26 protein-coding genes are annotated in these 26282 nt (G+C 63.9%); 9 read left to right on the forward strand and 17 right to left on the reverse strand.

The window, feature by feature from the left end; translation table 11 throughout:
* Positions 1 to 4: 4 nt before the first annotated feature.
* From OKW52_RS03040 to OKW52_RS03050, 3 genes are all read right to left on the reverse strand, one after another.
* Positions 5 to 883 carry a CpsD/CapB family tyrosine-protein kinase gene (locus OKW52_RS03040; RefSeq protein WP_264504398.1) on the reverse strand — a complete coding sequence of 293 codons (879 nt, stop codon included), beginning with the start codon at positions 881 to 883 and terminating at the stop codon, positions 5 to 7.
* 110 nt (positions 884 to 993) lie between these two features.
* Positions 994 to 1782 (reverse strand): lipopolysaccharide biosynthesis protein, encoded by a 789-nt coding sequence (locus tag OKW52_RS03045; RefSeq protein WP_319800494.1) that lies wholly within the window; start codon positions 1780 to 1782, stop codon positions 994 to 996.
* Entirely contained in the window at positions 1700 to 2344 is a 645-nt protein-coding gene (locus tag OKW52_RS03050; RefSeq protein ID WP_264504399.1) for an oligosaccharide flippase family protein, read from the reverse strand. Before OKW52_RS03050 ends, OKW52_RS03045 begins: the two co-directional genes overlap by 83 nt.
* A 210-nt stretch (positions 2345 to 2554) precedes the next feature.
* On the opposite strand from OKW52_RS03050, the gene OKW52_RS03055 reads away from it, so the two are divergent.
* The gene (locus OKW52_RS03055) at positions 2555 to 3802 is read left to right on the forward strand and encodes a glycosyltransferase (protein WP_264504400.1); all 1248 of its coding nucleotides are present in this window, start codon (positions 2555 to 2557) and stop codon (positions 3800 to 3802) included.
* Here OKW52_RS03055 and OKW52_RS03060 read toward each other — a convergent pair.
* On the reverse strand, positions 3775 to 4599 hold the full coding sequence (locus tag OKW52_RS03060; protein WP_264504401.1) for a glycosyltransferase: 825 nt from the start codon (positions 4597 to 4599) through the stop codon (positions 3775 to 3777). The genes OKW52_RS03055 and OKW52_RS03060 overlap by 28 nt on opposite strands.
* On the reverse strand, positions 4596 to 6293 hold the full coding sequence (locus OKW52_RS03065; protein WP_264504402.1) for a hypothetical protein: 1698 nt from the start codon (positions 6291 to 6293) through the stop codon (positions 4596 to 4598). The genes OKW52_RS03060 and OKW52_RS03065 overlap by 4 nt, the downstream gene beginning before the upstream one ends.
* Before the next feature lie 121 nt (positions 6294 to 6414).
* Between OKW52_RS03065 and OKW52_RS03070 the strand changes: the two genes are divergently transcribed.
* Positions 6415 to 7569: a glycosyltransferase gene (locus tag OKW52_RS03070; protein WP_264504403.1), complete on the forward strand. Its 1155-nt coding sequence runs from the start codon at positions 6415 to 6417 to the stop codon at positions 7567 to 7569.
* 102 nt (positions 7570 to 7671) lie between these two features.
* Here the strand turns inward: OKW52_RS03070 and gph are convergent, their stop codons facing one another.
* The 6 genes from gph to OKW52_RS03100 form a co-directional block, all read right to left on the reverse strand.
* Complete coding sequence (gene gph, locus OKW52_RS03075; protein ID WP_264504404.1) at positions 7672 to 8322, reverse strand: phosphoglycolate phosphatase; 651 nt, start codon at positions 8320 to 8322, stop codon at positions 7672 to 7674.
* A complete protein-coding gene (locus OKW52_RS03080) occupies positions 8319 to 9560 on the reverse strand; it encodes an MFS transporter (protein WP_264504405.1) in 1242 nt (413 codons plus the stop codon). Before OKW52_RS03080 ends, gph begins: the two co-directional genes overlap by 4 nt.
* A gap of 156 nt (positions 9561 to 9716) precedes the next feature.
* Positions 9717 to 10280 carry a peroxidase-related enzyme gene (locus OKW52_RS03085; RefSeq protein WP_264504406.1) on the reverse strand — a complete coding sequence of 188 codons (564 nt, stop codon included), beginning with the start codon at positions 10278 to 10280 and terminating at the stop codon, positions 9717 to 9719.
* Entirely contained in the window at positions 10277 to 10966 is a 690-nt protein-coding gene (locus OKW52_RS03090) for a GNAT family N-acetyltransferase (RefSeq protein WP_319800449.1), read from the reverse strand. The genes OKW52_RS03085 and OKW52_RS03090 overlap by 4 nt, the downstream gene beginning before the upstream one ends.
* Positions 10963 to 11688, reverse strand: coding sequence for a competence/damage-inducible protein A (locus OKW52_RS03095; protein WP_264504407.1), 726 nt, complete (start codon positions 11686 to 11688; stop codon positions 10963 to 10965). Before OKW52_RS03095 ends, OKW52_RS03090 begins: the two co-directional genes overlap by 4 nt.
* Positions 11689 to 11755: 67 nt before the next feature.
* On the reverse strand, positions 11756 to 13183 hold the full coding sequence (locus tag OKW52_RS03100; RefSeq protein ID WP_264504408.1) for a hypothetical protein: 1428 nt from the start codon (positions 13181 to 13183) through the stop codon (positions 11756 to 11758).
* Between the two features lie 183 nt (positions 13184 to 13366).
* Between OKW52_RS03100 and map the strand changes: the two genes are divergently transcribed.
* Entirely contained in the window at positions 13367 to 14215 is an 849-nt protein-coding gene (gene map, locus OKW52_RS03105; RefSeq protein ID WP_264504409.1) for a type I methionyl aminopeptidase, read from the forward strand.
* Positions 14216 to 14344: 129 nt separating this feature from the next.
* On the opposite strand, the gene OKW52_RS03110 is transcribed toward map, so the two are convergent.
* From OKW52_RS03110 to OKW52_RS03125, 4 genes are all read right to left on the reverse strand, one after another.
* Positions 14345 to 14656, reverse strand: a complete 312-nt coding sequence (locus OKW52_RS03110; protein ID WP_264504410.1) for an H-NS histone family protein — start codon at positions 14654 to 14656, stop codon at positions 14345 to 14347.
* A gap of 470 nt (positions 14657 to 15126) precedes the next feature.
* Positions 15127 to 15573: a YaiI/YqxD family protein gene (locus OKW52_RS03115; protein WP_264504411.1), complete on the reverse strand. Its 447-nt coding sequence runs from the start codon at positions 15571 to 15573 to the stop codon at positions 15127 to 15129.
* 66 nt (positions 15574 to 15639) lie between these two features.
* Positions 15640 to 16251 (reverse strand): hypothetical protein, encoded by a 612-nt coding sequence (locus tag OKW52_RS03120; protein WP_127106450.1) that lies wholly within the window; start codon positions 16249 to 16251, stop codon positions 15640 to 15642.
* A gap of 93 nt (positions 16252 to 16344) precedes the next feature.
* The gene (locus OKW52_RS03125) at positions 16345 to 17166 is read right to left on the reverse strand and encodes an ABC transporter permease (protein ID WP_264504412.1); all 822 of its coding nucleotides are present in this window, start codon (positions 17164 to 17166) and stop codon (positions 16345 to 16347) included.
* A 111-nt stretch (positions 17167 to 17277) separates the two neighbouring features.
* On the opposite strand from OKW52_RS03125, the gene cysQ reads away from it, so the two are divergent.
* The 6 genes from cysQ to OKW52_RS03155 all read left to right on the forward strand — a co-directional run bounded on the left by cysQ (position 17278) and on the right by OKW52_RS03155 (position 24455).
* On the forward strand, positions 17278 to 18075 hold the full coding sequence (gene cysQ, locus OKW52_RS03130) for a 3'(2'),5'-bisphosphate nucleotidase CysQ (RefSeq protein ID WP_264504413.1): 798 nt from the start codon (positions 17278 to 17280) through the stop codon (positions 18073 to 18075).
* Between the two features lie 168 nt (positions 18076 to 18243).
* Positions 18244 to 19137, forward strand: a complete 894-nt coding sequence (galU, locus tag OKW52_RS03135; protein ID WP_264504414.1) for a UTP--glucose-1-phosphate uridylyltransferase GalU — start codon at positions 18244 to 18246, stop codon at positions 19135 to 19137.
* A 111-nt stretch (positions 19138 to 19248) separates the two neighbouring features.
* The gene (locus OKW52_RS03140; RefSeq protein ID WP_264504415.1) at positions 19249 to 20271 is read left to right on the forward strand and encodes a glycosyltransferase family 2 protein; all 1023 of its coding nucleotides are present in this window, start codon (positions 19249 to 19251) and stop codon (positions 20269 to 20271) included.
* Positions 20272 to 20355: 84 nt separating this feature from the next.
* A complete protein-coding gene (locus OKW52_RS03145; RefSeq protein WP_264504416.1) occupies positions 20356 to 21366 on the forward strand; it encodes a glycosyltransferase family 2 protein in 1011 nt (336 codons plus the stop codon).
* Positions 21363 to 23060: a beta-1,6-N-acetylglucosaminyltransferase gene (locus tag OKW52_RS03150; RefSeq protein WP_264504417.1), complete on the forward strand. Its 1698-nt coding sequence runs from the start codon at positions 21363 to 21365 to the stop codon at positions 23058 to 23060. The genes OKW52_RS03145 and OKW52_RS03150 overlap by 4 nt, the downstream gene beginning before the upstream one ends.
* 3 nt (positions 23061 to 23063) lie before the next feature.
* Positions 23064 to 24455: a sulfotransferase family protein gene (locus tag OKW52_RS03155; protein ID WP_264504418.1), complete on the forward strand. Its 1392-nt coding sequence runs from the start codon at positions 23064 to 23066 to the stop codon at positions 24453 to 24455.
* Between the two features lie 186 nt (positions 24456 to 24641).
* Here OKW52_RS03155 and OKW52_RS03160 read toward each other — a convergent pair whose 3' ends face one another.
* The gene (locus tag OKW52_RS03160) at positions 24642 to 24983 is read right to left on the reverse strand and encodes a DUF2853 family protein (RefSeq protein ID WP_127106464.1); all 342 of its coding nucleotides are present in this window, start codon (positions 24981 to 24983) and stop codon (positions 24642 to 24644) included.
* Between the two features lie 114 nt (positions 24984 to 25097).
* Complete coding sequence (locus OKW52_RS03165) at positions 25098 to 26279, reverse strand: lytic murein transglycosylase (RefSeq protein ID WP_264504419.1); 1182 nt, start codon at positions 26277 to 26279, stop codon at positions 25098 to 25100.
* Positions 26280 to 26282 lie beyond the last annotated feature (3 nt).

Genomic DNA, 26282 nt, shown 5'->3' on the forward strand with positions numbered 1-26282 from the left:
TCCCTCAGCTCCGACGCCGCGCGGCGCGCGGGTCACGATCTTCGGATTTGTTCAGCACGACGCCCAGCAGCGGCACCAGCCCTTCAAGCAGGCGCTCGCTTTCCAGAATATCGGCGGGGGTCGTCCGCAGGCCATCAGCGACCAGCAGCACCGCATCAAGCTGCGGCAGCAGCGCGGGGGTGACAGGGTCCGACAGCAGGGGCGGCAGGTCATGGATCACCACATCAGGCGCGATACAGTCGATCATCGCACGCAGGGCGAGAATGGCCTCTGGTGCCATCATCCGTTCCGACCCTTGCCGCACAGCGGCGCTGTTCAGCGCCACGGCCAGCGACGAGCCGATGCGTTGCAGCTGATGCTCGGGCTCGGTGGTGCCCGCAAGCAGTGATTCCAGCGGGCCGGCCGGGGTCAGACCCAGCAAGGCGTGCAGACCCGGTTCTTCCAGATCGGCATCGATCAGCAGAACACGGGCGGTTTCCAGACGGGCGATGCTGGCGGCAAGCCCGGCGGCGACAAAGCTGCGCCCTGCCCCGCGGGACGGCGAGGAAATACCGATGCGTTTCCAGCCCTTGTCGGCGATGACGCGCATCAGTTGTGTGCGCAGCTGGTCCATGGCGGTGCCCGATGCGGTGCCGCGTGCAAAGGACGGGGTTTTGCCCTTGGTGGTCAGGTGATCGACCGAGTCCAGGATCAGCGGCAGGCTGGCCCAGATATCCTCGACCTCGGCCCGGCGCTGGGCGCTGGGGGCAGAGCGGCGAGCGCCGTTGATCCGGCCTTGCAGCATCGGCGCGTGACCGATGGCGCGGGTCGGCGGTGTGGGTTCGGCGCCCTCTTCCGTCGAGCGCCAACCCAGCCGTTGTTCAAGAATACGCGTGTTGACCATAACCAGACCCTTTGAGCGTGCCGAACCGCGCTCGTGCAGCGACCATTTATACCCGTTTTCGACAGAAAGCCTGTCACAAATAGGGCAGAAGCATGGTCATTGTTGCGGGTTTACAGGGTGAAAAGCGTTGCCAGCCGGTCCCCGTGTACCACGACCACGACCGCCAGAAGCAGCGCCGCGATGCTGGCCATGACCGCATCATGCAGCGGATCCCAGGCCCCGTGCTTGCGTGCCAGCCGCAGTTGCAGCGGGTAGCTGAGCAGCGCGGTCGAGGCCATGGCGATGGGCGCGCCGGGCAGGCCCAGCATCGGCACCAGCAGCAGAAGCAGCGCCACCAGAATGACCGCGCGTGTTGCGTTCAGCGCGAAGAACCCGCGCGAGTCGCCCGACGCCAGCGTGACCTGATCATAGGTCAGCCACAGCATCTGCGGCAGCAGCGCCATCGACACGATGACCACCACCGCACCCGAGGTCAGATAGCGCGCGTCATAGAGCAGATCGACAATATAGGTGCCGCCCAGAGCCAGCGGCGCAACCCCGGCAACCAGCATGCCCGACAGCATGAACCGGATCCGGCGCAGGCGCAGGAAATTCTCGCGCGATTCACGGGGTGGAGAGGCGCGGTAAAGCGGAATCATCAACCGCTGCACCAGCAACTGCCCCAGCATCAACGGAAAGCCGGCAAGGAAGAAACCGATGTTGTAGAGGCCCAGCTCTTCCATCGTCATGAAGCGGCCAAGGATCAGCTTGTCGCTTTGCAGCACGATGAAACCGGCCATGGTGCTGAAGAAAATCCAGCGGCCATAATGGATCAGTTCATGCGCGGATCTCGCGGTCCAGATGCAGCCGGTTCGAGATGCCGGGCAGCATGATCCATGCCAGCCCGGCGCGGGCCGCAGCCGAAATCACGTTACCCGCAACCAGCGCCCAGATCGATTGCGTGGCCCAGGCCAGCAGCAGCATGGCGACGACGCTGATCACCTGTGCGGTAATTTCCAGAACGGTGACCCGGCCCAGCAGCATGTGGCGCGAGGCGCTTTCGGCGCGGGTGGGTTCCAGCGACAGGATCAACAGGCTCGTGGCGGACACCGGGATCAGGTAGGCCAGCATCGGTTCGTTATAGAACCAGCCCATCGGCCATGCGAGCGCACAGGCCGCCGCGAACAGGAACCCCGCGCGGATCATGTTCAGCGTCCAGGCGGTATTCAGAAAGGCCGGTTCATCGCCGCGTTTGGACGACTGGATGGCGGGCTGGATGCCCAGATCCGACAGCATCGTCAGGCCGACCAGCAGCACCGTGACCAGCGCCATGGTGCCGAACGCCTCAGGGAACAACAGGCGTGCCAGGATCAGGTTCGAGCCAAAGCGGATCACTTGCTGCCCACCAAACCCAAGGATGGTGAACATCGACGACCGCATGATCTTGGCGGTGATACCGGTTCCGGGTTTTCTGGCTGGCATGAGAACGGCGTCGGACACTGAAGAATACTCCGGGTAATTGCAGCGACAACACCGGTAAAGACAAGGCGTCACGTCAATTCGTGAGAAATGAAGGTAAATTGCGGCGCGAATGTGGCAGGGTTACTGCCGCGCCAATACCTACAGTGTTTCTTGAATTTGCCCAATTTCGACCCTAGCCCAAGGACCAGTGTTCTTGACCAAGGTGCCCCTGTGAAGATCGGCTACATCCTCAATACCTATCCCGCGCCGTCGCAAAGCTTCATCCGGCGCGAGATGCGGGCGCTTGAGCGCCGCGGTATTGCGGTGCAGCGCTTTGCCATGCGGTCGTTTGACGGGTCCTTGCCGGATCGGTCGGATCAAGAGGAAGCCGCCGCCACGGATTATGTGCTGGCAAAGGGGCTGTTCGCCCTGCTGTGGGCGCTGTTCCTTGTCGGACTGCAATCACCGGTGCGCATCTATCAGGCGCTGTTTCTGGCGCTGAAGGCCAGCCGAGGCTCGGAAGCCGGGTTGTTCAAGCACCTGATCTATTTTCTGGAAGCGGCTTATGTCACCCGCCGGCTGGGCGAGTTGCAGGTGGACCGGATGCACGCGCATTTCGGCACCAACGCGACAACCGTGGCCATGCTGGCGTCAGAGATGAGCGGCAAGCCGTTCAGCTTCACCGTTCACGGGCCCGAGGAATTCGACAAACCCGCCGCCATCGCCCTGCCGCTCAAGCTGCAGAAGGCGGATTTCACCGTGGCGATCTCGTCCTATGGCCGCAGCCAGCTGTGCCGACTGGTCGATTACCGCTTCTGGCCGCGCATCCGCGTGGTGCACTGCGGGATCGAGCCGCAGCATTATGACTCGGCGCGGCCGATGCCGGTTACGCGGCCGGTGACAATGGTCAATATCGGGCGATTCGTTGAGCAAAAGGGCCAGATCCTGCTGATCGAGGCGATGGCCGAGGTCGCGCGCCGGGGTGTCGATGTCCGGCTGGTGCTGGTCGGTGACGGGCCGATGCGTCTACCGCTTGAGCGCGCGATTGCCCATTCGGGCCTTGGCCACCGGGTCGAACTGACCGGCTGGCTGGATGAGGCGGGCGTGCGCCGGGCGATCGATTCTGCGCATGCGCTGGTGCTGCCGTCCTTTGCCGAGGGGCTGCCGATGGTGGTGATGGAGGCGATGGTCTCGGCCCGTCCGGTCATCGCCACCTGGGTCGCCGGGGTGCCGGAACTGATGCAAGAGGGGCGCACCGGCTGGCTGGTGCCCGCAGGCGACGCGATGGCGCTGGCCGAGGCGATTACCGAGCTGGCGACGTCGCCCGACGACAAACTGCGCCGCATGGGCACGACAGGCCGCGCGCGGGTGTTGATGCGGCACAATATTGATACCGAGGCGGGGAAACTGGCGGCGCTGTTCTGTCAGCGTCCGCGCACGCAGAGCCGTGCTCAGCGCCCGCGCACCCAGCTGGTCTGACGCGACGGGCAAAGTCGCCCGCTCAGCCTGACGATGGCATACACGCCAAACGCCGCCGGGTCGCGCAAGGCGCTGCGGACCAGCCAGCCAAAGCTGGGCTTGGTCTTGCCTTCATTCACCATCAGTCCCGGTTCCATTCCGGCCAGCTCGGCCACGCCCAGATCCTGACGGCGCCGAACCCGGACCAACCGGCAGAAGCCCTCGACCAGCGGCCAGTCATAGACGGCGGGAACCTTGATGCGTTCGGCGGGGGTAAAGACGATGCGCACATAGGTATCGTCCGAAATGATCGTCGGAAACGCCCCCCAGCGCGCCCGGCCCGAGGCATTCACGGCATACAGTCCAAAGCCCGGCACGCCGTCGGTGACAAAGGGCAGGCGCATCCAGTATCGCGCATAAGCCCGTGTCACCCACGAGCGCGCGGTGATGTTGGGGGTGCCCGATGCATAGCGCGCGGCGCTGGTGTCCAGCGTCTCGGCCAGCTGTGCCATCAGGGGCGGCGAAACGGTCACATCGGCATCCAGATAGGCGCGCGTCGGATACAGCGCCGCCGCATCGCCCGCCGCCAGCGCACCGGGTTTACCCATCGCTGGCAGATCCAGCACGTCGATCAGCCACCCTCGTGCGGCGAAAGCCCGCGCATAGCTCCGCGCGCGTGCGGCGGTGTCATCGTTGCAGCCGTTGGCGACGACGACGACCTGCGCGACGGCGGGGCCTTCGCTGGCCAGCACGGCGGTCAGGCAGGCATCAATATAGTCGGCTTCATTGCAGGCCGGGATCAGGATGGACAGACTCATGGGGCAGTAGCCTCGATCAGCGCGGTCCAACGCGGCGTATCATCGTCGATATGGCGCAGATGGCCCCAGCTGCCCCAGACCGAGGGCTTACCGATATCGTTAAACGCAACAAACGGCGCGGGCGTCAAGGTGCGCCAACCGGCAATCAGCGTGCGATACAGCGCTCCCATCTGCGCCGACTGGTTGAGGGCGGTGAAAAAGGCGACCAGCTCTTCGTCGCCATGGTCCTGCGGGCGCACCACGACATGCGTGCCGCCCTCATACATCACCAGCGCCATGCCATAATCCTGCGCCACGGCGACATGATGGGGCAGCGTGCGGTCCAGCAGATCCCGCACCGAGTTTTCGGCATTGCCCGAAACCGAGCCATCCAGCAGCTCTTGCGCCGCCAGATCCAGCGCGGTGTCGAACCGGTGCGCGGCGATGAAGGCATCACGCGCCTCGCCGGTCAGGTTTTGCGCGTCCGCGTCGGCTTCAGCCGCCGCGCGGCTGTCACGCAGCCAGCCCTGCACCAGCGGTTGCTTGTCTTCGCTGTGCAGATCGCCGCTGAAATAGCCGGTGACGGCCAGCGCATCGAAGGACTCGCTGGGCGGGCGGTGCGCGGGGTCTTCTGCCACGTAGTCCGGCGCCGTGAGCATGTCGTGTTCCAGGCCCAGCCAGGCGGTGAACAGGCCCAGCACCCGTACCCGCCGCTCGGTCGCACCGGCGTAAACCGCGTCGATGATCCCCATCGCCTGCGCCGCGCGGACAGCGCCGTACTGCACCCAGGCCCATTCCCGGTTCCAGCGGGCGCGCGCGCTCTGTTCTGCCCAGTCTGCTTGCGTGAAGGACCAGTTCCAGATCTCGTTCGAGAACTCGAACCAGCCGCGCAGATCGGGACGAAGCCCGTCGCGCACGGTTTGCGCGAACTGGCGGATATAGGTGTCATCAGCCCGATGAGGCAGGGTGAACCACGGCTCGGCCCCGGTCTGGTTGGCCAGCCGCAGCAGGATCTCCAGCGGGACGCCCCGGCGTGACCAGCTGTAATCGCCGATTTGTGCGCGCTGATCCCAGTGCTCGACCGTGGAATTGTTGGTCAGCATCCAGTCCATGAAGCGCAGGGTCTCAACCCCCTGCAACCGCGCCAGAAAATCGGGATTGAAAATCTCACCCGCTGCATGCCGGGCCAGATTGCGTTCGTGCACAATGCTCAGGTTCCGCAGGGTGCCGCGGTTGAATTCGATCAAGACCGAGCCCTGACCGGGCGTAAACTCGAACGTCGCCGAATTATCGCCGAAGCGCACGTTCCGCGCGGCGCCGGAGAAGCTGAGATAGGCGCTTCCTTCCCATGTCGCGTGCCATGTCCCGGCGGTCGAGGTCATCTCAGCGGGCAGATCCATCAGCACGAAGGTGGACAGGCGGCGGGCTGTGCGCGGAATGGCGATGACCCAGCCGTCCTCATCCAGCGCGCCTGCGTCGCGCAGCGCGTCTTCATCCATGCCACCCCATTGGCCGGGCAGATGGCCCACCCACCGCGAGGCATTGTGCATGACGTCGATGAACGGCGCTTCGGTGGACCAGCCTGCGACCTCGGAAAGATTGAGGCCCAAAGCAAGCCGCCCCTCACGCGGTGAAACGTCGATCTGTGCTGCCAAGGGGCTGGCGGCACAGGTGAGAACCGTGAAAAAAACCGCGATCAGGGACGAGAAACGCATTGTCTTGGGCATCCTTGCTCTGCCAAGTATCAAGGTAGGATAGAATTTTCGATACATTCCAGAGTTTTCTGTGGAAATGCATGGATGAAGGGACGTTGTCGCCTCGATGGCTTCATTGGTAATGCTCTCCCCCGCCCCGATGGTGGAATTGCCTGCGGGTGAAGTGCTGCTCGACGTGAAATTCGTAGAGGGGATGAAGCTGCATTGCCAGCTCTGGCCGGGGCCTGTGCGCTGTGTGATGCGGCGCGGCCACTATCGGATCGACAGCCCGATGCGCTATTCGGTGGCGCAGCTGGGCTTCGATCTGATCGCGCTGGATGCGGGAGCGCCCGTGCCCGAGCTGCTGCTGGACGAAGCCGCGCTGGTCTATGTGGCGTCCGATGACATGAAATACCTCGACCTGCCCAAGGCGATGGAACGGCGGCTGGGCAAGCTGGTCTACACCATCGAAGAACCGCTGACCGGCCGGATCAGTCATGCGCTGGCCGCCAGCCCGTCGATGCGGCGGCGGCTGGGGGCGAGCTGGTGGAACATGCGGCGCGAGGGCGCGCTGAAAGCGGCGCTTCGCGCGGCGGACGGGGTGCATTGCGACGGGTATCCGGCGCATGACAGCTACAAACGGCTGAACCCGCGTGCGTTGCGGTATCTGGATAACCGGATGCGCGCGCCGATGATCGCCCGGGCCGAGGACCAGAGGATCCGCGCCGAGATGCAACGCCGGGGCGACCCGCTGCGGTTGGCGTGGTACGGGCATATGGGGCGGACCTCGGGCGTCGAGGATCTGCTGCCGATGGCGCATCTGCTCAAGACGCGCGGGGTGCCGTTCAAGCTGGAGCTGTTCGGTGCCGGGCCGCTGGAGGCCCGGTTGCGCGACGGGATCGCCGGGCTGGGGCTGGGTGAGACCATGTCGGTGCAGCCGATGGGGCCGTTCGATCCGGTGCTGGTGCCGCATCTGCGCACCGGTGCGGATCTGTTCATCGCACCGATCCGGCTGTCGATGCCGCAAAGCGCCTATGTCGAGGCGCTGGGCTGCGGGTTGCCGATCCTTGGCTATGGCAACAGGATGTGGAAACGCATGCAGGCGGAATCCAAGGCGGGTTGGGTGGCGCGCAAGAGCCCGGCGGCGCTGGCGCGGGCGGTCGAGCGGCTGCACGAAGACCGTGAGGCGGTGATTGAAGCTTCGACCCGGGGCGTGGAGTTTGCGCGGGCGAATGCGTTCGAGACGGTGTTTTCCCGCCGGATGAACGATCTGCGCGAGATTGCTGGCGTGGAGTAGGGGCGGCGCTCAGGCCCATCGAGGGCCTTCGCGCCGCGCAGGGGGCGCTGCCCCCTACGGCCTGACGGCCTACCCCCGGGATATTTGAGGACAGATGATGGGTCAGCGGGCCAGTCGGTGGGCGATGGCGGGAAGCGTGGACCAGTCGTCAAAGGCTTCAGCGTGCGGGATCTGGTCAATCGGAGATTTGCGGTAGCCAAGCGTGTAGAGCGCAAAGGGGACGCGCGCGGCCTGTGCGGTGCGGGCGTCCACCTCGCTGTCGCCGACATAGACCAGCGGGCTGTCGTCCAGCGCCTGCATCGCGGCAAGAAGCGGGGCGGGATCAGGTTTGGTCACCGGCAGGCTGTCACCGGCGATGACCACCTCGAACATCTCGGACCAGCCGAAATGCGCCAGAACCGCCAGCGCCGGGCGCAGGGGTTTGTTGGTGCACAGGCCCAGCTGCCAGCCCTGCGCCTTGAGCGTGGCCAGCGCGGTTTCGACGCCGGGGTAGACGGTGCTGAAGTCGTGCGCGATCTCGTATTCTGCGGCGAACCGGGCGCGCATGCGCTCGGTCCGGGCGGGGTCGTTGGTGCCTGAAGCGGCGCGTTCCAGACGGTCGACAAAGACCTTCGCGCCGCGCCCGACAAAGCTGCGCGCCTGGTCGGGCGTCACCAGCGGCAGGCCTTCGGCCGCCAGCGTCCGGTTGCCGGCGGCGTGGATATCCAGGGCGGAATCGACCAGCGTACCGTCGAGGTCGAAGATCGCCCTCATGCCGGGGCCAACAGGTTGAGCGCGCGTTCGCGGATCGGCAGATGCACCAGCGCCGAGAGCGCGCCGACGGCGATGCCGACCCACCAGACCAGCGTGTAATCGCCGTAAACGTCATACAGCGCGCCGCCCAGCCAGACGCCCAGGAAGCTGCCAATCTGGTGGCTGAGGAACACCAGCCCATAAAGCGTGCCCATGTAGCGCAACCCGTAGATATGCGCGACCAGCCCTGAGGTGAGCGGCACCGTGGCAAGCCACAACGAGCCCATGGCGACCGAGAACAACAGCACCGAGGTCGGCGTGATCGGCATCAGGATAAACGTCGCGCCGATGATCGTGCGGGCGGTATAGATCCCGGCCAGCAGGTATTTCTTGCTGAACCGTTTGCCCGCCCAGGCGGCGGCCAGCGTGCCGCCGATGTTGGCCAGACCGATCACCGAAATCGCCACCGCGCCCAAGGCCGAGGTGGTGCTGATCCCCAGCGCCGCCAGCATGCCGTCGGGCGCGGGGGTGCCGCACATCTCGGTCACCATGGCGGGGAAGTGGGCGGTGATGAAGCCCAGCTGATAGCCGCAGGAAAAGAAGCCGATGGCGATGAGCGAGAAAGACGGGTCTTTGAACGCCTGTTTCAGCGCCTGACCCAGCGATTGCTCAAGCTCGGCCCGGCTGGCCATTTTTTCGGAGCGCATCATCGGCAGGGCAAAGAGCGACAGCAGGATCACCCCGGCGAAGATGATGAAGACCGTCTGCCACGGGAAATGGCCCAGCAGGATTTCGGCAATCGGCGCACCGATGACCTGCCCCGCCGATCCGGCAGCCGTGGCAATCCCCAGCGCCATCGAGCGGTTTTCATCCGAGGCGGCGCGGCCGACGACGGCGAGGATCACGCCAAAGCCGGTGCCCGCGATGCCGAAACCGACGAGGAACTCCAAAAGCTGCATCGACCCCGGCGTCACGGCAAAGGACGACAGCACCAGACCGGCGGCATAGAACAAGGCGCCCAGGATGATCGCCTTGCGGTCGCCAAAGCGTTCGGCAAAGGCACCAAACAGCGGCTGGCCGATACCCCAGGCAAGGTTCTGGATGGCGATGGCCAGCGAGAATTCGGACCGGGGCCAGCCGAATTCGCTGGCGATGGGGATCTGGAACACCCCGAACGAGGCGCGGGCGGCGAAGCCGATCAGAATGATGATACAGCCGCCGATCAGGACGGGCGTGATGAGAGGGGCTCTGGTCGTCATGGGTCTGTCCTGAACTGCGGGCGGCGGAGGCCCCGGCCCCCGTGCAAAGCGGCGCATCCGGCAGGGAATTGTCCCCGCCGCGATGCGCCGCCGCTTAACCTGTTCAACTTTTCGTCAGGGTCAAGCCCCCACAAGGCGCGCAGCGCCTGCGCGCGCTCAGCGTGCCTGGGCGTGATACTCTTCGTTCGGCTCCATGCCGATGGCCGAGGCGACGCGGTTGGACATGTTGAAAAAGCCGACAATCGCCGCAATATCAAAGATATCGCGGTCGCTGAACCCTTGGGCGCGCAGCGCCTCGCGGTCAGCTTCGACAATCTCGGACGACGCCTTGGTGGCTTTTTCCGAAAATGCCAGCATCGCCTTTTGCCGGTCGTCGATCTTGGCCACGCGCCAGTTCATCACCAGCGCCTCACCCAGCGCCGGGTTGCCCGACAACTGGCGCACGGCAGCACCATGGGCAACCTGACAGTACCAGCAGCGGTTGGTCGACGAGACGACAACCGCGATCATCTCGCGTTCCAGCTTGGTCAGGCCGGAGCCGGCCAGCATCAGGTCGTTGTACATCGCCGTGAAAGCGTTGAGCTTGGCGATGTCAAAGGCATGCGCCTGCACCACATTCGGGACCATGCCCAGCTTCTCGACGCAGATGTCGAAATACCGCTGGGTCGCCTCGGGAAGCGGATCGACGGGTGGCAGGTCGAGCGCAGTAATTCGGCTCATGGTTGTTTCTCCCTGTAATGATACGCGTCAACTTCCAGCATGCCGAGTCGCGTGTAAAGGGCGCGCGCACCGGCATTGGCCTGCGTCACGGCGAGGGCGAAGGTCGTCGCCCCGTGGCGTTGCGCCCAGTCGGCCATGCCACGCACCATGTAGTGCGCAACGCCCTTGCGGCGGAAGTCAGGGTCAATATGCAGGGCGTGCAGCATCGCGATGCCCTGATGGATCGCCAGAAAGCCGACGCCGGCGGCGCGGTCCTGAAAGCGGGCGATGAAGCTCATCTTGGGGTCACAGGCCCGTTCCATCACGGCGATACGCTCGGGGCCGATATGCCCTTCGGCCCAGATATGCCGCTGGATCGCCAGCGGCGGCCAGATCGTCGGCAGCGAGACCGGGCGCGGGGTTTCGGCCACGGTTTCCACCGGCGCTGACAGGATCAGCGTGGGGTCAACGACGCGGTAGCCGCGCTTTTCCAGCGCGGCGTCCAGCGCGGTTTGACGGGTGCGCAGCTGGAACAGCGGCTGCTCTCCCAGCGCATCAAGCGCGGCCTCACTGAACGCGCCTTCCAGCACCGTCGCACTGACGCGCTTGCCGCCGCCTGCGCCGTTGCGCACGCGGAAGGGCCCGATGGTTTCGCTGGTGAGCGGTGGCCAGCTGGCTTCGAGCGCAGCGAAGAGCGCGTCGCTCATGATTGCGAAACCAGGCGGGACAGCGCCACGACGGCGGCGTCGATCTGCGCCGCGTCGGTGCCGCGCACGACCAGTTGCGTGCCATGCGCGCCGTTGCGCTGATAGGGGTACGAGCCAAAGCTCAGGTCGGGGTATTGCTGGGCCAGTTCCTTGAGCGGCTGGGCAATTTCCCCCTCGCCGCGCTTGACGTCGATCATCTGGCTGAGCAGCGGATCGCCACCGGTAAGCGTGGGCAGCACGCTGGCCACCATCGCTTCAAAGATCGCGGGGACTCCGGCCATGACATGCACGTTGCCGAGGGTGAAACCCGGGGCCGAGGACACCGGGTTGTCGATCAGCGTTGCGCCGTCGGGGACGCGGGCCATGCGCAGGCGGGCCTCGTTCAGCTCTAGCCCGGTGCGCTGGTAATGCGCTTCAAGGATCGCGCGGGCATCGGCGCGCACGTCGATGGGGGCGCCAAAAGCCGCTGCCACGGCATCGGCGGTGATGTCGTCATGCGTCGGCCCGATCCCGCCCGAGGTGAAAACGTGGTCATAGGCACCCCGCAGCGCGTTCACCGCAGCAACGATGGCGCCCTGATCATCGGCCACCACGCGGGCCTCCTGCAGGCGGATGCCGCGCGCGGTCAGCGCCTGCGCCAGATGGTTGGTGTTGGTGTCGCGGGTGCGGCCGGACAGGATCTCGTCCCCGATGACGAGCATGGCGGCGGTGGGATTGGGCATGGTGACCTCTTGTGCTTTGCGCCGACGTTAGCGCGGTTGCACACGGTTTCCAATCGGGCCCGGCCGCTTATCGGTGCGTGGTGAAAGGGATCTTGGCGCCGAGGGTCAGGGTTGTCGGTGACATGCCATTGCCGCGCAGCGCCGTCAGCTGGCCGACACCCAACGACAGCCGCCACGCCTCACCCACGCGGTAGTCAAGCTCGGCCCGCAGCCCGCCGATGATCCCGCCCGCCGCATTGACCCCGCCGCCGCCTGCTGCGCCCAGCAGACCCTCGACCGACAGGCTCCAGCGATCCGACAGCGTGAACTCATAGCCCAGACCCATCATCCCGATCGCATAGCCCGCAGCACCGCCGCCGACGGTGGTTTGCGCGTTGCCGGTGACATACAGGCTTTGACCGACGAAATAATCCAGCGCACTTTCCTGCATGAAGACGGCATTGCTGGTGTTGGCCGGGTTCTGGAAATAGCCCGCGTGGGTTTGCTGCACCGAAATCCCGGAGCTGAAGGCCCAGCGCTGATCCGTAGCAGCCTGCCCGGGCCGGTTGAAGACGCGGGTCAGGTTCAGCGCCACGGTCGAGGCACGGTAGTCGCCGCTCGCGGCCCCCTGCGCGCCCACCGCCAGCTCCAGATCGAACGCGCGCGAGACGGGAACGCTGATGCCCAAGGCCGCGCGCAGCAACACGCCATTGCCGGTGTCGACATCGCCGCCACCGCCAAAGCCCAGGCCTCCTTCGGCAAAGAAGCTGAGGGAATTCAACGCGAATCGCTGCCTCGCACCGGCCATGATCTGCATATAGCCCTGCGCCCCGTCAGCGGCACCGGCGGCGCCAAACGACAGTTGCGTGCGCTCACTGACATCAAACAATACCTGCGCGCCGACCAGCGCGATCGCAGGCTGTGCGCTGCCCGAGCGGGTGCGCGTGCCCGAGGCCGCCTGCATATAGGTCGCACCCAGGGTGATCGCGTCGAACTCGGGGGCCCAGCCCGGCGTCGCCCGGTCGCCGAAGCGATAGCGCAGGCCAAGCCCATAGGCCGGTCCGTCGATGGGCGCACCGGAGATGCGGATCCACGAGGTCGTCAGCTGCACATCCCAGTCGCGTGAGAGCTGGTAGTCCAGCGCGATCCCGGCACGCAGCATGGTGCCGTCGCCATTCACCTGCGCCGCGCCGCCGCCACCGCCGGCGAAACCCGAAAAGCTCAGGCCGAAGCGGCTGGACAGGGGCAGATGCGCGACACCCTCAAAGCCCCAGAAGAAAGCGCCACCGGCATCGCCGGCAGCGGCGGAATAAATGCCCTGGCCAACGCTGAAGGTCGGCGAAACGCGACGCCCGATGTACAGGCGATGAAGCCCCTCGATCGTGGTGTTCGGCGACTGGAGCATCTCGATGCCGGTTTCGACCTCAAAGGTCTGGGCATTTGCTGCCGATACCGCACCAAGGCCCGCACTGAACGCGAGAGCAAACGCCACTGCAACGTTGTCTGTCTGAGTCACGTCTCTGTCCCGCACAATTTTTTCAAACATTAGCAAGTGGCGCGCCGCGAACAACGCATGACGAGTCACTCAATCCAAGATTGTTGTCCAAGAGCCACGCTGAATGAACCGGCACTCTGTGCACCCATCTGGCCTTTTCGCCGATTCGTCCCTATTTAGAGACCAGAAAAAAGAGGTCAGACCGTGTACGACAAGAAAGGGACCGTCACCCGCGAGGGGATCCGCATCCACGAGGCCGAAGATTTCGCCGGGATGCAGCGGGCCGGGCAGCTGGCCGCAAAGATCCTTGACGATATCGCGCCGCATGTCGCGCCGGGCCAGACGACAGGAGAGCTGGATCGCCTGATCGAGGAATGGGTCAATGCCAATGGCGCGACCTCGGCAACGATCGGCTATCGCGGGTACAAGCACGCCAGCTGCATCAGCCTGAACCATGTCGTCTGCCATGGTATCCCCGGCAGCCCGGTGCCCACCGGGCGCACCGAGAAGAAGCGGCTGGATGACGAGATCCGCGACGGTGATATCCTGAACATCGACGTGACGGTGATTGTGGACGGCTGGTTCGGCGACTCCTCGCGCATGTATATCGCTGGCAAGCCGAAGCCCTTTGCGATGCGGTTGATCGAGGTTACGCATGACTCGTTGATGAAGGGGATCGAGGCGGTAAAGCCCGGCAACACCTTTGGCGATATCGGCTATGCGATTCAAAGCTATGTCGAAGCGCAACGCATGTCGGTGGTCCGCGATTTTTGCGGGCACGGGTTGGGCCGGGTTTTTCATGCGCCGCCCAATGTGCTGCATTACGGGCGTCCCGGGCGCGAAGCTGTGCTGGAAGAGGGGATGTTCTTTACCATCGAGCCTATGGTCAATCTGGGACGGGCCGAGACCAAGGTTCTGGCTGACGATTGGACGGCGATCACCCGCGACAAATCCCTGTCCGCGCAGTTCGAACATTCGGTGGGCGTTACTGCCACTGGTTGTGAAATCTTTACGCTTTCACCCGGAAACAAGTTTCATCCCACCTGGAGTTGAAAAAACGGCGGCCCTTGGGCCGCCGTTTCTGCTTCTGGTCTAAAGACAGAAGTCAAACTATGTCGTATTACATCTTTTTCCAGATCTGACTTAATAAAGCCGTAGGCTCGGCTTTGTTGATCATGACTCTCAGATCGTCATGTCTTCCAGCGACTTACCCTCGGCCAGCGCGGCTTCGATCCAGCGCGGGCGGCGGCCACGGCCGGTCCAGGTCTGGCTATCGTCTGCCGGGTTGGCGTATTTCGGCACGGCAGCCTTGCGCGTACGTTTGGAAGTCAGTTCAGACAGATCCGACGGGGACAGGCCACGTTCTTTGGCAAAAGCCTCAACTTCGGCCAGCGCCTTTTTCCGCTCGCGATCTTTGAATTCGGTGATCGCCGCGTCGACGTCTTTCTGAAGTTGCTTGAGCTCCTTCAGCGACAGGCTTTCCAGATTGTTCATGTGTCGTCCTGCTTTATTACGGTGATTCGCATCATTCTGGTTTGCACGTTCCTCTTTTTCGCGTCAAATGCAAAATGCAAACATCAGTTTTCCTTATTCCGATCACCGCGTCGGAAAGCGGGCAATACAGACGGCTCGGGTCCTTGTGCTTAATCCCTGATCACAGGGGCTGAGCATTCGTCAGATGTCGTACGAAAGGCTTAAGCGCGGGCGGTTCGGGGGGTGATTTGCAGCGAATTCGTTCAGTGTTGCGCTGAAAACATGCCTGTTAGCGCGCAAACTCGTCCGGATAACTGCTTGAGCGTTAATGCGAAACGCCGAAAGATCGGGGCGAGCAGGGAACTGCGAATGGCGGTTTCATTTACACCGGCGAGAAATTGCCGATCCCCTCTGGGCAGGTACCGTAAATGTGAACAAGGCAAGCGAGGGCGCTTGCGGTCTTTCGTGCATTAGCGAAGCAACGGCGCGTTTTACTTGCGATTCACCAGCAGACGGTCAAGCACTTGCGAAAAGCGTGAGCGATCGCGCGGGCCGAATGCCTTGCCCGAACCCTGGCGAAACGGATCAGCGGCGCGCAGGTCGGCGGCAAGGTCGCGCATGGCCAGAACCTGACCGATATTGACCGGCGTCAACTCACTCCCGTCATGCTTGAGCACGGCGGCCCCGGCCTCGAGACAGCGCGCCGCCAGAGGGATATCGCCGGTCACCGCCACATCGCCGGGCACACAGGCGGCGGCGATCCATTTGTCTGCCTCGTCCGCGCCCTGATCGACATAGACCATCCGCACCAGCGGGTGATTGACCGGACGGATGCCGCCATTCGACACAAAGACAACGTTGGCGCCGTGGCGCAGCGCGACTTTCAGGGCCTCTTCCCGCACCGGGCAGGCGTCGGCGTCGATATAGAGCGTGGGCATGGGCACCTTTGGCTTGATCGGGGGTATGTGGCCCGGCTGGGCATCAAGTGCAAGCCGGGCCTGCGGTCAATGCGCGAGTGTGCAGCACCCGGACAGCGCCGAGGTCTGGCCGCGGAAATAGACCTGCGTCTCAAGCCCGTAAAGATAGTCGCTCATCCCGTCGGAACACACGCCATTGCGGATCACCGCCATGCCAGTACGTCCGCCGGTAAAGGGAACGGCCAGTGTCGGTGGCGCAAAGGTGGTGGGCAGGGCCGGTGCATCGGTGGTCAGCGTGGTGTTGGTGCCATCCGCCAGACTTTGATACGCGCCGCCATTCGTCGGCAGATACAGATGCAGCGTCCAGAACGGCTCGGTTCCCGAGCAAGTCAGCGATTGCTGGCCGTCACGCCAGCTGTCCGAGCGTTCGGCGGTGAGATAGCGCATCGAGGTCCAGCCAACGGCCTCATTGGTGCGCACCAGACCCCAGTTGCGGTCTTCGGACAGGCCGATAACCTCGATCCCGACCTGCGTGCGGGTGAATTGGCCGACGATGTTGGACCGGGCGCTGGCCTCGGCGCGGATGTTGAGAACATCGCCGGCCGAGACATTGGTGACACGGAACAGCGCGGGGAAATCCTGCGCCATGGCGGCGTGCGAGAGGAAAACAGCGATAAATAGAGAAATGAAACGGATCATGAAAAGCCTCCTTGTCGCTCAAGGATAGCAAATATTCCGGCGTCGTGCTGTGTTTGCATGCGGCGCGCCTTCACAGTCGCGCCAACGACCCGTTCAGTGCTTCGCGCTCCAACTGATCGACGCGCGGCGGCGGGTGTAGAACTCGCCCATAAGCCCGATCAGCAAGGCGGCAAAGGTGATCGCCACGGGATAGACCACATTGGTGTAATGCGGGTTATAGTTCAGGAAAGCGTAGCCGCGCGCCTGATCGATCGTGTGGAACAGCGGGTTCCAGCTGAAATAGGGCAGCATGAAACCGGGCAGCGAATTGGCCACGAACATCTTGCCCGAGGCGAACATGTTCACCCGCGAATAGACCTGCGCCAGCAGGCCGATGGTCTTGGGCGACCACGGTTTCGCCGCCAGAAAGATCATGCCGATCGCCACGCCCGAGAACCAGCTGAGCAACATCATCAGCAGCGTGCCCAGCACATCATAGATCACCAGCGGCTGCCACGCGGCGTGGTAGAGGAACAGCACCACGGTCATCGACAGGATCTGCACATAAAGCTCACCCAGCGCGGCGGCGCCAATCGACACGATGGTGTTCATCGGCGCGTGTTTCATCATCGCCGAGGTTGGCCCCTCAGAGGCGACAACGGCGCCCATCGCTTTGACGTGACACATGAACAGGAACACGCCGGTCATCAGGTACAGCAGGAAATCGCCGCGGATGCCCGCGCTGGTGCGCCCCATGAAAAAGAACATGAGGTAAAAGACGCCGACCAGCATCAGCGTCTGCACGATGTTCAGCAACAGGCCCATCAGCGCGTTGCCATGCGCGTTGCGCACGGACCGGACGGCCGAGTGATAAATCAGCTCAAGAATGGTGAAGGCCGAAGCCAGTCCCGAGTCCTGGCTGCGATTACTGAGCATCGGCGCGATTCCTTGCCGGTATAAGGGTGGGTAAGCTTGCACCCCGGGCTGTGGCAAGGATAAGGCGAAAGGCGAACCCGATCAACTCGGCCCCCCAGAAAGAGCGATTTCATGTCCGCAGATTTGCATCAACAGATTGAGACCATTTTTCGCGCCATCGCGCTCAAGGCCGGCGACGTCATCATGGAGGTCTATGCCCGCCCCGATTTCGAGGCGCGTGCCAAGTCCGACAACTCGCCGGTGACCGAAGCGGACGAAGCCGCCGATGTGCTGATTCGCGCTGAACTGGCCAAGGCATTTCCCGGTGTGCCGGTGGTGACCGAAGAGCTGTCTGAATCGCACGCCATTCAGGCGGACCGCTTCATCATCGTCGATCCGCTGGATGGCACCAAGGAATTCGTCCAGCGTCGCGGCGACTTCACGGTGAATATCGCGCTGGTGGAAAACGGTGTGCCGGTGCGCGGCGTGGTCTATGCACCGGCCAAGGACCGGCTGTTCTATACGCGCGCCGATGGGTCGAGTGTGGAAGAGGCCGCACCCTTTGGCGAAACGGCCGGTGTCCTGACCCCGATTCAGGTGTCAAAGCCCGACAATGACGCGCTTTTGGTCGTGGCGTCGAAATCGCACCGCGATGCGGCAACGGATGACTACATTAACCGCTATACCGTCAAGGACGCCAAAAGCGCGGGATCGTCGCTGAAGTTCTGTCTGGTGGCCACGGGTGAGGCGGATTTCTATCCGCGTCTGGGTCGTACGATGGAATGGGACACAGCAGCGGGGCATGCTGTCGTGCTGGGCGCAGGTGGTGTCGTGCTGCGCTTTGATGACCATTCGCCGCTGACCTATGGCAAGGCGGGCTATGAGAACCCGTTCTTTCTGGTGCTCTCGCCCGGGGTGATTCTGCGCTGAGGTGTCGAATCCCGGCTGATTCACGCTGCAAAGCGGCATTGGCCGGGATTCTGTCCTTAATTCACCAATAATTCCACAATATCGGGCCACAAACGCGCCCAGTTTCACCGGCATCAAGTGTCTGTGGGCGGCAGAAGCACCGCCAAGGACAGCAAGGTGGAACCTCAGATGCGCAACAAAGTTACCAAAGCCGTTTTCCCCGTAGCCGGCATGGGCACCCGTTTCCTGCCCGCGACCAAGGCCGTTCCGAAAGAGATCATGACGCTGGTTGACCGGCCGCTGATCCAGTACGCGATCGACGAGGCACGCGACGCCGGGATTACCGAATTCATCTTTGTGACCTCGCGCGGCAAGGGCGCGCTTGAGGACTACTTTGACCGTGCACCCGAGCTGGAAGCCTCGCTGCGCGCCAAGGGCAAGACCGACCTTCTGGAAATCCTGAACGCCACCAACATGGACAGCGGCGCGCTGGCCTATGTCCGCCAGAATCAGGCGCTGGGTCTGGGTCACGCTGTCTGGTGCGCCCGTCACCTGATCGGCGACGAGCCTTTCGCCGTGCTGCTGCCCGATGATGTGATCGCTGCCGAGAAGCCCTGCCTCAAGCAGATGGTCGAGGCTTACGCCGAAACCGGCGGCAACATGGTTGCGGCGATGGAAGTGCCCGCCGACAAGGCCAGCTCGTATGGCGTGCTGGATGTGCCCGCATCGATCAGCCCTGTTCTGCCGGTCAAAGGCATGGTCGAAAAGCCCGCGCCGGGCACCGCGCCGTCCAATCTGGCCGTGATTGGCCGCTATATCCTGACCCCGGACGTGCTGAAAACGCTCGACAACAAGCAGACCGGTGCCGGGGGTGAGATCCAGCTGACCGACGCGATTGCCCAGCAGATCGAAGCCCACAACAACGTTTATGGCTACCGGTTCCAGGGCCAGCGCTATGACTGCGGCTCGAAAGCCGGGTTCCTGCAGGCGACCATCGCTTTCGGTCTGGCCCGCGCCGACCTGCGCGACGAGCTGGAAGACTATATCTACGACATGATGGCGATGCGTCAGGCTGCTGAATAAGCGACTGTGCTGCCTTTGAGATCGCACAGAGGGGGCCTGCTGCCCCCTCTTCGCATTCGCGAATTCACCCCCGCGCGTATTTAAGGCAAGATGAAGCGCAACAGGGGTGTGATGGGCAAGGTTCTCGATCTTTGGACAGCGTATCAGTGGCGGCGGCGCAGGCAGCTGCGGCTGGCGCGTGCGCTGCGCAAACGGCGGGAACTGAGTGCGCTGGTGGATCGGACGGATGCGATCAGGCCGGGGGACGTGCTGGCCTTTACCACGCTGCGAAACGAGGCCGAGAGGCTGCCCTATTTCCTGAACCATTACCGCGCCTTGGGTGTGCAGCATTTTCTGGTGGTGGATAATGACAGCGACGACGGCAGCCGCGCGCTGTTGGGCGCGCAGCCGGATGTATCGCTGTGGCACACCACGGCCAGCTATCGCGACTCGCGTTTTGGCGTGGACTGGCTGCAGGGGCTGTTGATGCGCCATGGCGACGGGCATTGGTGCCTGACCGTCGATGCCGATGAGCTGCTGGTCTATCCGCATCACGACACCCGCCCGCTGCCTGCGTTAACCACGTTTCTGGAGGGCGAGGGTGAACAGGCCTTCGGCGCGCTGATGCTCGATCTCTATCCCAAGGGCCCGCTGGACAGTCTGCGCTACCGCGCCGGGCAAGACCCGGTCGAGGTGCTGGGTTGGTACGACAGCGCCAATTACACCATCACGCGCAAACCCGAGCTGGGGGCGCTGTGGATACAGGGCGGGCCGCGCGGGCGGATGTTCTTTGGTGATACACCCGAGAGGGGGCCGACCTTGACCAAGGTGCCGCTGGTCAAATGGAACTGGCGCTATGTGTATCTGAACTCGACCCACACCCTGCTGCCGCGCCCGCTGAACCGGGTTTACGACACCGACGGTGGCGAGAAACTATCGGGCGTGTTGCTGCACACCAAATTCCTGCCGGGCATCGGCGCGAAATCGGCAGAGGAAAAGACCCGCCGCCAGCATTTCGGCGAACCGGGCGCTTTCGACCGCTATTACGACGCACTGATCACGTCGCCGGATCTGTGGACCCCGGCTGCCTCGCGCTATCGCGGCTGGCGGCAGCTTGAGGCCGAAGGGCTGATGTCGCGCGGCGGGTGGGGGTGACGGTCCGATGACAAGTTTTCGGTTTGATCCTGATTCGGTCCGGGGTATTCCCAAGGGAACAGGCAGTGTTGTGTGGGTAGTTGCGTGGGTTTTCTGACGTCATATCGCCTGCGGTTGATGCGCAAGCGCTGGCAGCTGCGCGCCCGGTTGAAGCGGCGAGAGCTGGCACCGCTCGCGGATCGTACCCACCAGTTGCGCAAGACCAGCATTCTGCTGTTCGCCACGTTGCGCAATGAAAAATCCCGGCTGGCGTATTTCCTGACGTATTACCGCGCGCTGGGCGTCGAGCATTTTCTGATCGTGGATAATGGATCGGACGACGGCTCGGCGGAATACCTGAGCGCGCAGCCCGATGTTTCGGTCTGGCGCACCACGGCCAGCTACAAGGCCTCGCGCTTTGGCATGGACTGGATGAACGCGCTCTTGCGCCGCTATGCGCATGGGCGCTGGGCGCTGGTGGTCGATGTGGACGAGTTCTTCCTTTACCCGTTCTGCGATACCCGCCCGTTGCGCGCGCTGACCGACTGGCTGGACGACGCCGGGCTGCGCAGCTTTGGCACGCTGCTGCTGGACGTCTACCCCAAGGGACCGGTGAACGCGCAGCCCTGCATCGAGGGGCAGAACCCGCTGGAAATTGCCAGCTGGTTCGACAACGCCAATTACGCGATCACCCGCAACCACCAGTACCGTAACCTGTGGATTCAGGGCGGGCCGCGCGCGCGCGGGTTCTTTGCCGATACGCCCAAGGCGGCGCCGGCGCTGAACAAGATCCCGCTGGTCAAATGGGACCGCAGCTATGCCTATGTCAGCTCGACCCATATGCTGCTGCCGCGCGGGCTGAACCTGACCTATGACACCTACGGCGGCGAAAAGGCGTCGGGCTGTTTGCTGCATGCCAAGTTTCTGGCGACGCTCACCAGCAAGGCGCGCGAAGAAATGGCGCGGGGCGAGCATTATGCCGACAGCCGCGAGTATAAGGCCTATGCCGAGGGGCTTGAGGACGGCACCGATCTGTGGACCAAATGGTCCGAGCGCTTCATCAACTGGCGGCAGCTGGAAATCATGGGGCTGATGTCCAAGGGGAACTGGGCATGAGCGAGAAGCTGGGGTTCATCCTGCTGGCCCATACCGCGCTGGACCGCGTGGCGCAGGTGGCACGCTTTGTGGCGCAGGGTGGCAATCCGGTGGTGATCCACGTCGATGCCCGCACCCCGGCGAAGGCGTTTCAGGGTCTGCAACAGGCGCTGACCGATCTGCCCGACGTGCGGTTCAGCAAGCGGCATCGCTGCGACTGGGGCACGTGGTCGCTGGTGGCGGCGATGCAGACGGCGGCCGAGCAGATGCTGGCGCAGTTTCCGGGGGTCGAGCGGGTTTATGCGATGTCCGGCGCCTGCCTGCCGCTGCGCCCGGTGAGCGAGCTTGAGGCGTGGCTGGCCCGCCACCCCGACACGGATTTCATCGAATCGGTGAATGTGGGCGATGTGAACTGGACCAAGGGCGGGCTGTCCAAGGAACGCTTTACCTTGTGGTTTCCCATCGGGTTCAAGCGCAACAAATGGCTGTTCGACCGGCTGGTTGATGGCCAACGCCTGCTGCGGATGAAGCGCGACATTCCCGATGGCATCGTGCCGCACATCGGCTCGCAATGGTGGTGCCTGACCCGTGAGACGCTGAACGCGATCCTGACAGATCCGATGCGCGGGCCCTACGACCGGTATTTCAAGCGCGTCTGGATCCCTGACGAAAGCTATTTCCAGACGCTCGTGCGCCTGCATGCCCGCCGGATCGAAAGCCGCACGCTGACGCTGGGCAAGTTCGACCATCAGGGCAAACCGCATGTGTTCTACGATGACCATTTGCAGCTGCTGCGCCGGTCGGACTGTTTCATGGCGCGCAAGATCTGGGCGGGGTCGGACCGGCTGTATCAGCATTTCCTCGCCGCGCGTGACGCAGCGCCCAGCGACGCCGAGCCGCAACCCAGCCGCATCGACCGCCATTTCGCCCGCGCCACCGAGCAGCGGGTGCGCGGGCGCGCCGGGCTTTATATGGCCAGCCGGTTTCCGGTCAGGAACCGCGAAAATGGCAAAACGGCCGAGCCCTATTCAGTGTTTCAGGGCTTTACCGAGGTGTTTCAGGACTTTGAGGGTTGGTTGGCCGCCGTTGCCCAGTGCCGCGTGCACGGCCACCTCTTTGCCCCGCGCAAGGTCCAGTTTGCCGGGCGCGAACGGGTGTTTACCGGCGGCCTCAGCGACAGCGCGACCCTGCGCGACTATAATCCGCGCGCCTTTCTGACCAACCTTCTGTGGGCCACGCGCGGCGAGCGGCAGTGCTTTCAGTTCGGCCCCGGCGATACGCAGGGCAAGGATTTCGACCTGCTGCGCTTCATGGCGACCGATTCCAACGCGCAGATCTCGGTGATCTCGGGAGCCTGGGCGGTGCCGCTTTACCGCTCGGGCGGTGATTTTGCGCAACTCCGGCGCGAGGCCGCGCGGTTGCAGCGGATCGAGACCGCGATGCTGGACGTCCTGCAAAGCCCGCAGACCCGCGCGCGTATCCGCATCTGGACGATGGCCGAGTTTCTGGAAAACCCCGCCGAGCCGCTGCACATGCTGTTCGACGAAATCGCCCCGCACGCGCAGGCCCGGCTGATCCGCATTCCCGATATGGTTGATCTGGGCGGTTTCGGCAGCTTCCTGCAGGAATTGCGCAATCAGGGCATGCAGCCGGTGCTGATGGGGGATTTCCCGCAGACGCCTGTCTCTCCCGACCCCTCGCACCGGATGAAATAACCCATGGCGTATGAGTATTTTGTTGTTCTGGCTGAAATGCGGACCGGGTCCAACCTGTTGGAGTCCAATCTCAATGCCCTTGAGGGGATCGAATGCCACGGTGAGCTGTTCAACCCGTTCTTCATCAATCAGCCGGGCACCGACACTTTCAAAGGCATCAGCTTCGCCGAGCGCGAGAAAGACCCCTGGCCCTTGATGATGGCCGTGCGTGCGGGCGGGGGGCGGATGGTCGGTTTCCGGCTGTTCCATGACCACGACCGGCGGATCTGGGACCATGTGCTGGCCGATCCGGCCTGCGCCAAGATCGTCCTGACGCGCAATCCGCTGGACAGCTATGTCTCGCGCAAGATCGCGGCGGCGACGAACCAGTGGAAACTGGGCGATGTGAAGCACCGCAAACAGACGCAGGTGACGTTTGATGCGGCCGATTTCGAGCAGCATCTGGCCCGTGTTCAGGGCACACAGATCGAGATCCTGAACCTGTTGCAAACCACCGGGCAAAGCGCGTTCTATATCGGCTATGACGACGCCAATGATCTGAGCGTTCTCAACGGTTTGGCGCGTTGGCTGGGCGTGGCCTCGGTGATCACCGAACTGCCCCGCGCGCTGAAAAAGCAAAACCCCGAGCCACTGGACCAGAAGCTGACCAACCCGCAGGCCGTCGCGCAGGCGATGGCACGGATTGACCGGTTCGACCTGACCCGCACGCCGAATTTCGAGGTCCGGCGCGGCCCGACGCTGCCCGCGATCCACGCGGGCGCGCAGGTGCCGCTGCTGTTCCTGCCCCTGCGCGGCGCGCCCGAGGCCTCGGTGATCGACTGGCTGGCCGCGCTGGACGGGGTGCCGCCGGGCGCTCTGCCGCGCGATTTCGACGAGGGGCGGCTGGACCAATGGCGTCGCGCGCATCCGGGCTTTCGCAGCTTCACCGTGCTGCGCCACCCGCTCAAACGCGCCTATTGGGTGTTTCAGCGCAAGGTGCTGACCGGCGACTTCACCGCCGTGCGCGAGCATATGCAGCGGCTGTTTGGTGCGTCACTGGAAGGGGGCTCGCTGTCACTGGACGAACAGCGCACGGCGTTCAAGGCGTTCTTGCGGTTCTGTGCCGCGTCTGTCTCGGGTCAGACCGGGCTGCAGCCCTGGCCGATGTGGGCCAGTCAGGCGGCGCTGCTGGACGGCTACACCAAGGTTATCACCCCGGACCTGATCCTGCGCGAAGAGGAACTGGCCGAAGACCTGACCACCCTCGCCCGCCGTATGGGCCGCCCTGCGCCAGAGCTGGGATCCGAGAGTGAGCCGGGTCTGCCGCTTGCTGCGCTCATCGACGAAGAGATCACCGATCTGGTGCGTATCGCCTATCGGCGGGACTATGACGCCTTCGGCTTCGCGGATCTGTAAGGGGAAAATCAATGGGGGGCTCCAGTCGCCCGGAACCCCCATCTCCCACGTGCCCTTCGCACCACACGTGAACCTGGATATGTCCCGGACCATCCTGGTCCATGAAACAACCCTGACACGGCGCGGTGCGCATGGCAAAGATTTAGCCCGCCGCATTTAGCTCAAATGCGACGGGCCAGGGGCAGGTCAGGCGTAGGCGGCTTCCTTGCCGAAATGCTTGCACAGCATGTAATACACCACCGCGCGGTACTTGTTGCGCTCGGATTTGCCATAGGTCTCGATCACCGCTGCAATCGCCTCATCCAGCGCCGGACCGGCTGCCAGACCGAGCTTCTTCATCAGGTACTTTTCCTTGACGGTTTCCAGCTCACCCGGCTGGCTGGCGGCGACGGTCGAGGCGTCGGCGTCATAGATCGACGGGCCACAGCCAATCGTAACCTTGGTGAGCAGCGCCATATCCGGCTCCATCCCGCATTTATTGCGCAGGTCATCGGCATATTTGGCAATCAGATCGTCACGGCGTCCCATAGCGTACCTCTCCCCGAGAAATCGTTTATTTCTGTCGTCAAACCATACGGAAACGCCGCGCTTTCTCGCAAGAAGAAAGCGCGGCGGTCAGCGGGTTTGTCACGGGCCGTCGGATCAGAGGCGGCGCAGAAGCTCTGCGGTGGGCCAGCCATCGGCGGGCAGACCCAGCTGGCCCTGCACGTCCTGCACGGCGGCGCGGGTGCCAGCCCCCAGAATGCCGTCAATCGCCCCGACGTCAAACCCGCGCGCCTGCAAGCGTTGCTGCAAGGCGCGCATGCCGTTCTGGTCCAGACCCTCTTGCGGGTTGCCCGCGTCATAGATCGGCGCGCCCTCGATCCTTGTGGCGAAATAGGCGGCGGTCACGACATAGGTGAAGGACTGGTTCCACTCGAACAGCACGCGGAAATTGTCAAAGATCATGAAGGCCGGTCCGCGATGGCCCTGCGGCAGGATCACCGAGGCCGACAACCGGCCTGATGGCATCGACACGCCCCGCGCCTGCACGCCCATCCGCTCCCAGTCTGAAACGCTCATCTGCGTGCGCAGCCCGGTGCGGCTCAGGTCCAGGTTCGACGGGATCGACACTTCGACCAGCCACGGCTCATTCGGCCGCCAGCCGTGGTGGCGCAGCAGGGCGGCGCCGGTCATCACCGCGTCAGGCATCGAGCCGCGCACATCCACGTGCCCGTTGCCGTCAGCATCGACGCCCAAGGTCAGAATATCGCGCGGCAGCATTTGCACCATGCCGATCTCCCCGGCCCAGGCGCCCTGCGTCGTCGCCGGGTCCAGATCGCCGCGGCGGTACAGCTCGGCCATCGCGATCAGCTGCGGGCGGAACAGTTGCGGGCGGCGGCAGTCATGCGCCAGCGTTGCCAGCGCGTCGGCGGTGTTGATATCGCCCTGAAACGCGCCGAAATCGGTCTCGAAGGCCAGAAAGGCCAGCATCACCCCGGGGTTGATCCCATAGCTGCGCTGTACCTCCTGAAACAGCGCGCTGCGTTGCGACAGCAGTTGGCGCGCGCGGTCCAGCCGGCTCTGGCTGATCAGCGAGCGCGAAAAGTCGATGAACGGGCGCTGAAAGAACCCCTGCGCGCGGTCGCGGCTCAGCACGGTGCTGTTCTGGCGCAACCGGCCAAAGAACTGATCCGCGACCGATGACGGCAATCCGCCGCGCACGGCTTCCTGTTTCACGCCGTCGATAAAACCGGACCAGCTGCCACCGCAGCTGGCCTGTGCTTGTGCGGCAACGGGGGAAAGGCAAAGGGCGGTAACGGCAGCGGCAAGAAATCGGCGCATGAA

This window comes from Pararhodobacter zhoushanensis, assembly GCF_025949695.1.
Taxonomy (GTDB): domain Bacteria; phylum Pseudomonadota; class Alphaproteobacteria; order Rhodobacterales; family Rhodobacteraceae; genus Pararhodobacter; species Pararhodobacter zhoushanensis_A.